This window comes from Rhizobium sp. LjRoot30 (assembly GCF_964253915.1).
Taxonomy (GTDB): Bacteria; Pseudomonadota; Alphaproteobacteria; order Rhizobiales; family Rhizobiaceae; genus Metarhizobium.
In genome coordinates, this window is sequence record NZ_CAXUSG020000002.1 from 403,119 (window position 1) to 416,246 (window position 13,128).

Annotated in this window: 11 protein-coding genes; 2 read left to right on the top strand and 9 right to left on the bottom strand. The window is 61.3% G+C overall.

Annotated elements, in window-relative coordinates; genetic code table 11:
• The first annotated feature begins 12 nt into the window (after positions 1-12).
• Both ACSQ3I_RS05850 and ACSQ3I_RS05855 read left to right on the top strand, forming a co-directional pair.
• Positions 13-963, top strand: coding sequence for a sugar-binding transcriptional regulator (locus ACSQ3I_RS05850; RefSeq protein ID WP_435996928.1), 951 nt, complete (start codon positions 13-15; stop codon positions 961-963).
• Positions 964-1,013: 50 nt separating this feature from the next.
• Positions 1,014-1,799: an SDR family oxidoreductase gene (locus ACSQ3I_RS05855; protein ID WP_435996930.1), complete on the top strand. Its 786-nt coding sequence runs from the start codon at positions 1,014-1,016 to the stop codon at positions 1,797-1,799.
• Between the two features lie 82 nt (positions 1,800-1,881).
• Here the strand turns inward: ACSQ3I_RS05855 and ACSQ3I_RS05860 are convergent, their stop codons facing one another.
• The 9 genes from ACSQ3I_RS05860 to ACSQ3I_RS05900 form a co-directional block, all read right to left on the bottom strand.
• The gene (locus ACSQ3I_RS05860) at positions 1,882-3,063 is read right to left on the bottom strand and encodes an MFS transporter (RefSeq protein ID WP_435996932.1); all 1,182 of its coding nucleotides are present in this window, start codon (positions 3,061-3,063) and stop codon (positions 1,882-1,884) included.
• A 226-nt stretch (positions 3,064-3,289) separates the two neighbouring features.
• A complete protein-coding gene (locus ACSQ3I_RS05865) occupies positions 3,290-5,092 on the bottom strand; it encodes an NAD(P)-binding domain-containing protein (protein ID WP_435996934.1) in 1,803 nt (600 codons plus the stop codon).
• Positions 5,093-5,358: 266 nt separating this feature from the next.
• Positions 5,359-5,910: a VOC family protein gene (locus ACSQ3I_RS05870; RefSeq protein WP_435996936.1), complete on the bottom strand. Its 552-nt coding sequence runs from the start codon at positions 5,908-5,910 to the stop codon at positions 5,359-5,361.
• Between the two features lie 86 nt (positions 5,911-5,996).
• Positions 5,997-7,565, bottom strand: a complete 1,569-nt coding sequence (locus ACSQ3I_RS05875) for an FGGY-family carbohydrate kinase (protein ID WP_435996938.1) — start codon at positions 7,563-7,565, stop codon at positions 5,997-5,999.
• Positions 7,566-7,593: 28 nt separating this feature from the next.
• Positions 7,594-8,205, bottom strand: a complete 612-nt coding sequence (locus ACSQ3I_RS05880) for a hypothetical protein (protein WP_435996940.1) — start codon at positions 8,203-8,205, stop codon at positions 7,594-7,596.
• 12 nt (positions 8,206-8,217) lie between these two features.
• Positions 8,218-9,312 carry an ABC transporter ATP-binding protein gene (locus tag ACSQ3I_RS05885; protein WP_435996942.1) on the bottom strand — a complete coding sequence of 365 codons (1,095 nt, stop codon included), beginning with the start codon at positions 9,310-9,312 and terminating at the stop codon, positions 8,218-8,220.
• Between the two features lie 60 nt (positions 9,313-9,372).
• On the bottom strand, positions 9,373-10,251 hold the full coding sequence (locus tag ACSQ3I_RS05890) for a carbohydrate ABC transporter permease (RefSeq protein ID WP_435996944.1): 879 nt from the start codon (positions 10,249-10,251) through the stop codon (positions 9,373-9,375).
• Between the two features lie 6 nt (positions 10,252-10,257).
• Entirely contained in the window at positions 10,258-11,256 is a 999-nt protein-coding gene (locus tag ACSQ3I_RS05895; protein ID WP_435996945.1) for a carbohydrate ABC transporter permease, read from the bottom strand.
• Positions 11,257-11,371: 115 nt separating this feature from the next.
• Complete coding sequence (locus ACSQ3I_RS05900; protein ID WP_435996947.1) at positions 11,372-12,829, bottom strand: extracellular solute-binding protein; 1,458 nt, start codon at positions 12,827-12,829, stop codon at positions 11,372-11,374.
• Positions 12,830-13,128 lie beyond the last annotated feature (299 nt).

Below are 13,128 nucleotides of genomic sequence, written 5' to 3' on the forward strand. Positions count from 1 at the left end.
CTGGAGAAGCCTATGGGACGGGTCAACGAAATGCGACTGATCGCCCGCATCGCTCAGATGTACCACATCGAGCGGAAGCGGCAGGCGGAGATCGCCGAGATCATGCATATGTCGCAGGCGACCGTCTCGCGCATGCTGAAACGTGCCGAGCAGGAGGACATCGTCCGCACCACGGTCATTCCGCCGCCGGGCACCTTTGCCGAACTCGAAACGGCACTCCGCGAGCGCTACACCCTTACCGAAGCCATCGTCATCGACTGTTCCGAGGATCGCGACGGCGCGATCATGGCCCGCATCGGTGAGGCTGCCGCCCATTTTCTCGAAGTCACACTGCAACAGGACGAGATCATCGGCGTCTCCAGCTGGAGCCAGACGATCCTGCGCATGGTGGACAACATCCATCCGCTGAAAAACGCCAAGGCAAAATACATCGTCCAGATCCTCGGCGGCATGGGCGATTCTTCGGTCCAGACGCATGCGACGCAGCTGACCGCCCGCCTGGCAAAACTCACCGGCGGCGAGCCTCGGCTGCTGCTGGTGCAAGGCATCACCTCGTCGCGGGAAGCCAAGCTTGTCATGCTCGCCGACCCCGTCGTGCGCGAGACCATGGATCTTTTCGGCCGGCTGAGCCTCGCCATTATCGGCATCGGCGCCGTCGAGCCGTCCGAATTGCTGGCACGTTCCGGCAACGTCTTTTCCCGCCAGGAAATGGCGATGCTGCACGAGGCCGGCGCCGTCGGCGAAATTTCCTACCGGTTCTACGACAAGGACGGCAAACCCGTGGAAACCCCGCTCAACGACCGGGTCATCGGCCTGTCGCTGGAGCAGCTTCGCAAGACCGACCGCGTCATGGCGCTGGCTGGCGGCGAATCCAAAACCCAGGCCATCGCCGGCGCCCTGAAACTGGGCGTCATCGATGTGCTTGTCACCGACAAGTTCACTGCAGCCCGGTTGACCGCCTGATCCTATCCGGATCAGTCTTCGGCCGGCCTGCGCATTATGGAGGAAAGACCATGAAACGTTTCGCTGGCCAGACGGTATTCGTCACCGGAGGCAACAAGGGCATCGGGCGCGGCATCGCCAAGCGCTTTGCGGAAGAAGGCGCGAAAGTCGCCATCGCCGCCATCGAAAAGGATACGGTTGCAGCGGCCGAGGCGCTGGCACAGGAAACCGGGGCCGAGGTCATCGGCTTTGCCCTTGACGTCACCGATGCCCAGGCCATCCGCGAGGCCTATGGCGAGGCCGAAGCGAAGCTCGGTGCCCTCTCCGTCTCGGTGCAAAATGCCGGCGTCATCACCATCGCCAAGGTCGAGGACCTCACCGAGCGCGAATGGGATCTCAATCTCGATGTCAACACCAAGGGCGTCTTCCTGTGCTGCCAGGAGGCGATCCGTCGTTTCCGCGCCAGCGGCACCAAGGGCCGGCTCATCAACACCGCTTCCGGGCAGGCGCGGCAGGGCTTCATCTACACACCGCATTACGCCGCCTCGAAATTCGGCGTCGTCGGCCTGACACAGAGCCTGGCGAAAGAACTCGCCCGCGAAGGAATCACCGCCAATGCCATTTGCCCAGGTATCATCCACACCGAGATGTGGGACTACAACGACCGCGTCTGGGGCAAGATGCTCGGCGAATACGGTCCGGGCGAGCTGATGGCCGAATGGGTCGAAGGCATTCCGATGGGCCGGGCCGGCACGCCCGCCGAAGTCGGCGCCCTCGTCGCCTTCCTGGCCTCGGCCGATGCCGCCTATATCACCGGCCAGACCATCAATGTCGACGGCGGCCTGATCATGTCGTGATCGGTGCTGCGGCCCGGATTTTGGCCGCGGAGCAATTTTTACGCGGTGTTCGCGCTTGCTCCGGCTGGCGCGGACACAGTCTTCAGGCGGCAGTCGGAATGGGTGGAGCGATGCCGCTGCGCTTTTCCTGCACGGCGGAAAGAAGGGCTACCAGGCAACCGAGGGCGAGCGTGACGGCGCCCAACACCGGCAGGCTGCGATAGCCATAGCCGCCCTCCAGCAAAGCGGCGCCGACCATGGCCGCAATCGCGATACCGACATTAAAGCCCGAGGGAATGAGCGACGACGCCAGGCCCGGCGCGTCGGCGGTCCAGGTCAGGATGCGCGTCTGGATCGGCGTTCCGATGGCAAAATTGAGCGCACCCCAGATGAAGATGGCAACCGTCATCGGCACGGCGTAGGGGCTGACCAGATAGAGGATGACAAGCATACCCGTCTGAACGGCAAGCAGCGCAATCATGGACGGCATCAGTTTCCAGTCCGCAAGGCGGCCGCCAAGGAAGACGCCCAGTGTGGCGCCGACACCGTTCAGCAGCAGTACCCACGGAACGACCATGGCATCGAGGCCGGTCACTTCCTGCAGAAGCGGCGTGATGTAGGTGAAGGGCACCATCTGGCCCATCATCAGCGCAAGCATGATGATCAGCGATGTCCAGACCTGCTGGCGACCGAGGACGCGCACTTCGCGGCCCAGATGATGCACCTCCTGGCTTTCCACCTTCGTGTGCGGGATCAGAAGCCAGATGGCGACCAGGGCCAGAACGCCAATCAAAGTCATTGCCCAGAATGTCGAACGCCATCCCCAAAGGCCACCGATGGCGGCACCGGCCGGCACGCCGATGATGTTGGAGACCGTCAGGCCCGCCAGAACCAGGGCGACAGCACGCCCCCGCGCCGAGTTCGGCACGAGGCTGACGGCAACCACCATCGCTATGCCGAAATAGGCGCCATGTGCGATGGAGGTGCCGATCCGGAAGAGCAGCATGGCGGCAAAGCTCGGCGCCATGGCGCAAGCGACCTGCCCCAGGCAGAAGGCAATCGTCACCGCGACAAGGACAGACCGACGCGAAATCCGCCGCGTCGCCATGGTCAAAAGCGGTCCGCCCACCGCAATGCCCAACGCATAACCGGATACCAGATAACCGGCGAAGGGGATCGACACACCAAGGCCCGTCGCAACATCGGGAAGGATGCCGGCAATGACAAATTCCGTCGTACCGAAGGCGAAGGCTGCCAGAAACAGCGCAAACAGGGGTAATGGCAAGGCAGCCTCCAATATAGAGATATAAATATTTCTTTATATCAATGAGGTGCTGACCAGCAAGGCCCGATGTAGCTATGCAAAAACTCAAACATGCAGGACAACGCTGCCCGATTGCGCAAGGGTTTCGGTGCGAATAGGCGCCCTGGATGAGATCGGCCGGCGAACATATATTCGCCGGCCCAATCGGTGATGGCCAATCTGACCCTCTGAGACTGGCGTCCAGACCTCAGGACAGATGATGCCTTTCCTGCAAGCCGTATACGGGCGTATCGATGCCTGCCTGTCGCGCCTTCAGCTGCAACGCCAGATAAAGCGAATAGTGCCGCGACTGATGCAGGTTGCCGCCATGGAACCACAAGGCTTCCTGCTGCGTCGGCTTCCACATGTTGCGAAGCTCACCCTCCCACGGGCCGGGGTCCTTCGGCGTATCGGAGCCAAGGCCCCAGCATTTGCCGACCTTGTCGGCGACATCGCGGGAGATCAGGTCGGCGGCCCAGCCGTTCATCGAGCCGAAGCCGGTGGCATAAATGACAAGATCGGCAGGAAGCTCGGTGCCGTCCTTCAGCCGGACGCCGGTTTCCGTCAGTTGATCGACGTCGGAACCCGATTTCAGCTTGATCGAACCATCGATGACGAGATCGCAGGCACCGACATCGATATAGTAGCCGGAACCGCGCCGCAGATATTTCATGAACAGGCCGGAGCCATCGACACCCCAGTCGTGCATGAAGCCGGCCTTCTCCAGCCTTTCATAGAAATCTGCGTCCGTCGCCTTCATCTTCTCATAGACCGGGATCTGGAACTCGTGGAGGATACGATAAGGGACCGACGCGAAGATGAGGTCGGCTTTTCGGGTGGTCATGCCCGCAGCCGTTGCCCTCTCCGAATAGAGATCGCCCAGGCCGTACTCCATCAACGTTTCTGACCGGACGATATGGGTGGAGGAACGCTGTACCATCGTGACGTCGGCGCCGGCCTCCCAGAGTGCGGCGCAGATGTCGTGGGCGGAGTTGTTCGAGCCGATCACGACGACCTTCTTGTCCTTGTAGGCATCGGGTCCGGGATGCTGGGAGGAATGCTGCTGTTCGCCCTTAAAAATATCCTGGCCCTTGAACACCGGAATATTGGCTTTCCCGGACATGCCGGTCGCAAGGATCAGCTGTTTCGGCTTGAGCACCACGGTCTCGCCGTTGCGCTCGACGGTGACGGTCCACTCCTTCGTCTTTTCGTCATAGCTTGCCGATTTGCAGGTGGTCGAGCTCCAGTAGTTCAGCTCCATGACCTTCGTGTACATTTCCAGCCAGTCACCGATCTTGTCTTTCGGGGCAAAGACCGGCCAGTTTTCCGGAAACGGGATATAGGGGAGATGATCGTACCAGACGGGATCGTGCAGGCAGAGCGACTTGTAGCGGTTGCGCCAGCTGTCGCCGGCCCTTTCGTTCTTCTCGACGATGATCGTCGGCACACCGAGCTGGCGCAGCCGTGCGCCCAGCGCGATGCCGCCCTGGCCACCGCCCAGGATGACGACATAAGGCTGCGTCTTGTAGCCGAGTTCCGCCGCTTCCTGTTCGCGTTTTTCCTTCCATGTGCGCCGGGCGCGGTCATGTCCGTGTTCGGCTCCGCGCGGCCGCATCGACCCCTTGGGCTCCTCGTGGCCCTTCAGCTCCGAGATGGTGGTGAGAAGCGTCCAGATCAGGCCGTTCTTCAGGCGGATGTGGCCATAACCCCTTGCGGCCGCCGTTTCGAACTCGAACCAGCCCTGCGTCAAGCCGTCATCATGCGTCGCCGTTTCCGTCTCATCCCTGCGAAAACGTCCCGGCCGGATGGAAGACAGCTGTTTCGATAGCATGTCGTGGATCTGGCCCTGTCCCTCCATCGTCCGAATATTCCAGGTGAAGGCCACCAGGTCCCGCCAATAGCAATCGGCCTGGAACAGGTTCACGACGGCGTCGACATCGCCTTTCTCCAAAGCGGTTCCGAGCTTGGTGAGCACGGTGTCGATCCTGGTGCCGGGGCTGTCGTCAAGCATGTCATCTCCTCCACGGTTGATTGAATGTTATCTGCAGCCGGCCGGAACTCCTCTTTCCGGCCAGACCGGGCCCGTCTGTTTCGCCAGCTCGGTCAGGATATATAGCTGCGTGCTACTGACAGGGGCCTGCCCGGTATCCTCGAATCCCAACTGCCACCCGTCAAGCTGGTTGTGGCGCTGCCAGAGACCGGCCTCCCTGACCGATCCCATATGCACCATCGGCCCGCCCGCAGTGGAGCGCGGGCGGGCCGACCGTTCGGTTCTGATCAGATCGTCGTTTCTGCGACAAACGCTGGATGGAAGAGGCGCGTGCGGCCCGCCGCCTTGGCCTCACGGTCAAAAACGGTGCCGTTCGGTGCCGAGACGATTTCGAGCTGCAGACCCCAGGGCGCCATGAAATAGCACCATGTCAGGCCGATGTTCGGACCTTCGGTATAGGCCGTCGGTTCGCCGAGAACCTTGACCTTGTTCGCTTTCAGGAAATCGATGGCGGCACCCATGTCATCGACATAGAAGGCCAGGTGGTGGCCGCCGACGTCGCTGTTCTTCAGCGGCACCTTCACCTGATCCGGCGCCTCATACTCGAAAATCTCCAGATTGGTGCCATTGCCGAGGCGCACATAGCGGAATTCCTTGATGACGCAGCGCGGATCGACGTTCAGATGCACCTTCATCCAGTCGTCTGCAGCACCGAAATTCTTCGCCGCCGTGTAGAGCACTTCTGCGCCAAGGATGTTGACGAAGAAATCGCAGGCCTCGTCGAGGTTGGGCACGGTAAAGCCGATGTGCTCCATGCCGCGCATACCGGGAATAGGCATAGTCTGTCTCCTCTCTTTTGTTTCGGGCGTCCCCGGCTCCTCCCGGCATGGCCCGCTCGTTCGAAAGCTCACCGTTCCGGCAAACCCTATTGATATTTCTGCGAGAATTCGCTCAGCGCCGCATACTGGCCGGATTTCGCGATCGCCTCGTAGATACCGCGATAGATGGCGTGCTGCTCGCCGTAGAGTTCCTGCAGTTTCTGGTTCGGCTCGAACGTGCTTTCCACCTGCACCATGGCGCCGACCGCCTCGTTGATGCTGGAAAAGGCACCGGAACCGTAAGCACCGAGGATGGCGGCGCCGAGCGCCGTGCATTCCCGCTCCTTCGTCACCGTGCTCGGCACGCCGATCACATCGGTCATGATCTGGGCGAAACCGGATGACTTGGTGCCGCCGCCGGTGAGGCGGAAATCGGTGATGCCGCCCTCGACATCGGTCTGGAATGAGTCGAACACCATCTTCATCTCATGGGCGCAGCCTTCGAGCAGCGCCCGGATCAGGTCGTGGCGCTCGTGATAGAGGCCGAGGCCGAGGAAGCCGCCGCGGGCAACCGCGTCGTAATAGGGCGTCACCTGGCTCGCCATGAAGGAATGGAACATGGCGCCGTTGGCGCCGGGCCTGGAGCGCGCCGCCTGTTCGACCATGATCGAATAGGGGCTAAAACCGCCGCGCTGGTTGCTGGCGTCGATCTCGTTGCGGCCAAGCTGGTCGCGCCACCAGCGCAGCGAGGCGCCGAGCGAAAAGGCGCCGCCCTCGATATCCCACGCGCCGGGCACGCCGTGGCCGCCCCACCAGAGCTTGTTGCCCTTGATCTTGCTGACATCGTCGAGATGGGCGACCATGACGCCGGACGTGCCGACGGTGAACTCGGCCATGCCCTGGCGGATGACGCCGGCGCCAATCGCGGCGCATTGCTGGTCGCCGGCACCGCGGCAGAGGATCATGCCCTCAGGCAAGCCGGTGGCTTCCGCCGCGGCCCGGGAAAGACGCCCGGCCTGTGCCGCCGGGATGCTGACCGGCGGCAGGCGGTCACGACCGATGCCGCAGACGTCGAGGATGCGGTCGCTCCAGTCGAGCTTGGCGATGTCCATCATGCCGTTGAGCGTCAGCGAGGCCGGGTCGGTGGACCAGTCGTCGGCGCCCATCCGCCAGAGGAAGAATTCCTGGCCGTTGACGAACCAGCGGGTTTTTTCGAACAACTCCGGCCGGTTTTCCCGCAGCCAGACGATTTTTGCCGCCGACCAGAGCGGGCTGATCGCCATGCCGGTGTGCTTCTGGTGTTCCTCCGGCGTGAAGGCCGCATGGATGGCCTCGACGCTCTTCAGCGCCCGGCCGCAATTCCAGACCAGCGAATTCATCAGCGGCACACGGTTTTCGTCCAGAATCCCGAAGGTGCCGCGCTGGCTGGACAGGCCGACGGAATGATAGGCGGCTGCCGGCAGATCCGCCTTTGCCACCGCCTGACGCGTCGCCGAGCATATGCCGGCCCAAACATCGTCAAGGCTCTGCTCGATCCAGCCCGGTTGGGGCGAACTGCAACTATATTCCTGGTAACCATTGCCGAGCGCATTGCCATGCTCGTCGAAAATGATCACCGTGCAGCCCGTCGTGCCGGCATCGATACCGACAAACGCTCTTTTTACTGCCGATGTCATGTCTGCTCCCCTCCCGAAGCTCTGAACTTTACCTTTTTTCCTGCGTGGCCAGCCATTCGGTCAGCAGGCGCAGGAATTCCAATCGTCTCCGGGTCTCCTCCTCCGAGAGCCCGGCGAGCAGTTTCGCTTTGGTGCCGAGGACATCGTCGTCTTCCGAACGAACGACGACCTTGGCGATCGCCTGCCGCGTATCCCCCTGCCCCGACCAGTCGCGGTCGACTTCAAAGCCCAGCCGCTCCATCTCCAGCGGCCAGGTTGCATCGAGGTGGCGGGAGCCATCGGGGCCGGAAAGCCGCACGCGGCAATGCATGTCGATGACACCGCCTTCACGTAGCGCTGCCTGCAACGGCGGCGACATGCTGTCATGGACGGGGATGCCCGACGCGAAATCACCCTCGACGATCTCGATGACGGCCTCCTCCCCCATGCGTCGCAGAAGATCGCGCAGGATGAGATGTTTAGCCGTGCAGGCGCCGACGCCGGTCCTGAGCGCCGTCAAAGGCGTGCGGTCGGCAACGGAGCGATAGGGCATGGACTGCACCGCCCTGTAGGCTTGAACAATGCCGGCGGTTCCCCGCTCGGTTACCCGTGCTTGCAAAAAGGCATCCAGCGCTTCGTTATAGTCAGTCTCGGTCTGCAATCCGCTTCCTCCTCAGAAGTACGCATGGCCATCCTGGCTATCGAAGACATGCCATTTCTGCCGGTTCACCGTCAGATAGCACGGCTCTCCCGGCTTTCCGGGAAATTCCGGCGAGGTTTTCACGCGGATGCGGCAATCCTCCAGCGAGACATCGACCAGCATGTCGCCGCCCAGAAGCTCGTTGACGAAGATTTCGCCCCGGATCGCCGCGTCGTCCGGGCGCTCCATGGAAATCGACAGCGCATCCGGCCGCACGCCCATGCGGACCGCACCACCCTGCGACGAACCGTTGAGTTGCGAGACCTGACCGGCGAGCAGCGGGATCTCGAAGTTGCTGTGACGGAGCACGACGTCGTCGGCCCGCGCCGTCACGCTGCATGTCAAAAAATTCATCGCCGGCTCGCCGACGAAGCCGGCAACCCAGGCATTCACCGGCTTGTTGAATATTTCGGAAGGCGTACCCCACTGCTGCAACTCGCCATCATGCATGACCGCGATGTAATCGGCCATCGACAGGGCCTCGAGCTGGTCATGCGTCACATAGATCATCGTCGTGCCGAGCGTGCGCTGCAGATGCTTGATTTCGCCACGCATATGCGCCCGCAGCTTGGCATCGAGGTGGGCGATCGGCTCGTCGAACAGGAAGAGTTTCGGCTCGCGGACGATGGCGCGGCCGATGGCGACGCGTTGCTTCTGTCCACCGGACAGTTCATGGGGGCGACGGTTCAGCAGGTGGGCGATCTCCAACAGGGTCGCTGCAGCTGTTACACGCTCCTTGACCACCGTTTCGTTGACCTTGCGCAAACGCAGCGGATTGGCGATGTTGTCGAAGACCGATTTATGCGGATAAAGCGCGTAGTTTTCGAACACCATCGCCACATCACGGTCCTTCGGCGCCAGATCGTTGATCCGCTGGTCGTCGAACTGGATGTCGCCGGCACTGATATGCTCCAGACCGGCCAGCATGCGCATGGTGGAGGACTTGCCGCAGCCCGACGGGCCGAGGATCGAGACGAAGCTGCCATCCGGGCAGATGATGTTCAGGTCTTTGACCGCCGGGGTCTCGCCGTAATATTTCCAGACGTTCTTGATGGTGACAGATGCCATTTCAATCCTCCAAACACGGTTTTGGCGCGCGCCACGCAGCCTGGCCGACGCGCTGCCTTATCATTCCTTGACGGCACCCATGGTGAGACCGGTGACGAGATATTTGCGGATGACGAGACCGAGCGCCATCATCGGCAAGGTGGTCACCACGCCGGCGGCCATGATCGCGCCCCACTGGATATTCTGTGGCTGGACCAGTTCGCGGGTGGCGACCGGCAGCGTCTTGGCGCCGCCCGAACCGATGATCGCCGCAAACAGGAAGTCGTTCCAGGCAAACAGGATGCAGAGCACCACGAAGGCGCCAATGCCGGGAGCGACGAGCGGCAGGATAGACCGGAACGCCTGGAACCGAGTTGCGCCGTCGACCATCTGCGCTTCCTCGATGGCAAAGGGCACGTTGTCGAAGAAGCCCTTGAGGATCCAGATCGCAAACGGCAGGTTGAACGTCGTATAAGCGAGGATCAGGCCCGGCAACGTGCCGACGAGATCGAGCGAGCGGAAGATCGAGTAGAGCGGCACCATGACGGCGACGACCGGGGCCATGCGCGTCGAGATGATCCAGAAGAACAGGTCCTGCTTGCCGCGAAAATCGACGCGCGACAGGCTGTAGGCGGCAAGCGAGCCGAAGATCACCGATATGACGGCGGAGCCGCCGGCGGCGATCAGGCTGTTGGCGATGTAGGTTGCAAAACTGTTATCGACGAACAGGCTGCGATAGTGCTTCAGCGTCGGCGTGAACTCGAAGAAGATGCCGATGCCCGACCAGTCGCCGACCGCCGGAAGCTTGAACGCTTCCAGCAGATCCTTGAAGGACGATGTGAACATGACAACGAAGGGCAACAGCGTCCAGACGAGATACAGGACGACGAAGACGATCGAGGCGTACCGCGCCAGGCGTGTAAAAGGTGTTTCGTAAGAAACGACGTCACGGGATGCCATGATGGATCAGCTCCTGCCGGACTTGGGGTTTTCGAAGACCCGGACGAGGATCTTGCCGAGAATGATGGTCACCAGCAACAGCGTGAGCGCGATGGCCGCGCCACGGCCGAGCTTGAAGAACTTGAAAGCGACCTCGAAGAGATAAACGGGCAGGATTTTCGTCGCACTGCCCGGTCCGCCGCCGGTGAGCACCAGCAGGCTGTCGATGAAGCGGAAATTGTCCATGAAGCGCAGCAAGACGGCGATCAAAAGCACCGGATAGAGGTTCGGCAGCGTTATCGAGAAGAAGTTCCGGAAGGGCGAAGCGCCGTCGACCATGTTGGCCTCAAGCTGGTCGCGCGGCACACGCTTCAGGCCGGCGAGCGCGATCAACGTGATCAGCGGCGTCCATTGCCACACATCGACGACGATGACGGCGATCATGGCGGTATCGGCACGTGCCAGGATAGAGGCGCTGTCGAGGATGCCGAGGCTCTGCAGGATCCAGTGATACCAGCCGAAGGTGCCGTTGTAGAGAAACAGCCAGAGCAGGCCGGCAACCGCGGGCGCCATCATCATCGGCATCAGCAGCGCCGTGACCAGAAAACGCTCGTAGCGGGAATTGTTGACGACGACGGCAAGCATGACGCCGACGGTGAGCTGCACCGCAAGGCAGATGACGCTGTATTTCAGCAGAAGCAGCCAGCCATTGATGAAGCGGCTGTCGCTGAACAGTTTCACGTAGTTCTGCAATCCGACCCATTCGCCGCCGCCGATATCGACGTCCTGCAGCGACAGGAAGATCAGCCAGAAGAACGGATAGAGCGAGATGAAGGCAAGGATCGCGATGGCGGGCGCCATCAGGTAGAAATAATACCGCTTCGGCGCCGGCGGGTTGAAGCTGCGTGGCCTCTCCGTCACCTCGGTTCTCGGTTTTGCCTCGACCTCGCCGGAATGCGAGCGGGCACGAAAAAGCTGTACCGCGACATCGTGCGGGACAAGGGGCATATGCGATGTATCGGTCATGCGAATTCACTCTCGCCGGCGCTTTGTTCGTTCGGCAGCAGAACAAAGCAGTCAGGGGTGGCAAGGGCCGGCAGCAGCGGTAAAGCTGCTGCCGGCCGGTGATCGTCGCAACGGATCAGGCGCCGTTCAGCTCGTCGATCTGCGTCTGCAGCGACTTTGCCGTTTCTTCCGGCGACATTTCGCCGGAGAGCATGCGCTGCGTTTCGGACGCGATCAGCGAGTGATACTCGTTGGCCTCGGGGATCTTCGGACCGAGCACGAAGTTCGGGTCCGCGATACCGACGCCATAAGCGGCTTCGAAGGTAAGCGCGTTTGGCATCTTGCTCGGACGTTTCTGCGCTTCCTTAACCTCTGGCATGTCGAGCACCGACTGGCGGGTCGGCGTGCCGCCGAGGCCCTTGAGAACATCGAACTGCAACTGCTTCGACGTCGACCAGATCGCGAAGAGATAGGCCGCGCGCTGGATCTGCTCGGAGGCATTCTTATTGATGCCGATGCCGCCGATGCCGCAGTTCGTGCCGTTGACGGCTTCGCCGCCATTCTTGATCCAGCTCGCCTCACCCTTCGGGCAAACGGCATAGGCTGTCTTGCCACCGGCCGCACGCGAGGTTTTCTCGTCTTCGACGGAAGCCGCGAACTCGTGATACTGAACCTGCATGGCAATGTTGCCGGACTGGTAGACCGTGTTCAGTTCCAGCGTGCCGTTCGCGAGGTTGTCCGGGTGGGAAACATCGGCGAATGCCTTGAACTTCTCCAGCATGAGCACGGACTGCTCGTCGCCCCACTTGGTCTTGCCCGGCTCCTTGGAACCCAGCTTGTCGTCGATGTCGAAATCGGTCCAGCGGCCGTGCGAGAACATCAGGCGCTGAATGTCCAGCTGCGTCGTCCAGGCGAACGAACCCTGGTGCTGGGCATAACCGTAAGGCACGTCGGCACCGCCCTCCTTCAGCTTCTTGAAGAAGGTGGCGTAGTCGAGGACGTTTTTCCAGGTGGTGTCCTTGGTGAACTCCATCCGGTAGCCGTACTCGGCTTCGAACGTCTTGGAGTGCTGTTCGAACAGATCCTGACGGTAGAAGGTGACCGGGATCGCCGCGTCGTACGGAAGCGCGATGACCTTGTCCTTGCTGTAGAAACGGCCGCAGGCGTTGAGGAAGTTCTCGACCCAGGCGCCATCGCCGTAGCCATCCGGGTCCTGCGGAAGTGCGTCGTCGCCAAACATCGGCGAAAGGTCGGCATAGAAATCGGCAAACGGTGCGCCGATCGGCTTGTCCTGCACATAGTTCAGGATGTAGTCGGACTTGCCGGAGCGCAGGTCGATGCCCGCCTTCTGCTGGACGACCGGAAGGTCGTCGGTCAGAACCTCGACCTCGATGCCGGTCAGGTCATAGAAGGCTTTGATGTTGTCGCGGATCGCGAAGGATGGCGGCGTGTTTTCCGACAGGAATGTCAGCTTCGAACCGGCGAACTGCTTCCATTTCGCATCGTCGGAGGATGCGGCCTGGACGCGCGTGCTCATGATCGTCGAGTTCAAACCAATCGCCAGCGAACCGGTGCCGAGCATCGTGGCTCCCATGCCACCAAGCTCCAGGAACCTGCGACGAGTCACAGTTTTGTATAAGGCATTCTTCGGCCTGTGAAACATATCTCTCTCCCAAAAGGCTGCGAAAGGCGCAGCCACCCTCCAAAGCGGCCTGGAGCCGGCTCCTCTCCGGCAACGAGGTCGAGCGTCATCTCATCTGGACGCAATGGAAACTTATGCGCGCCAAAATGTTTTGTAAATTATTTTCTTCAAATTCCGACGAGATTCTTTTTCTGCTGGGTTTGCTACAAAATCAGGACTTAACAGAACGCAATTTCGCATTTTAAGTCCGC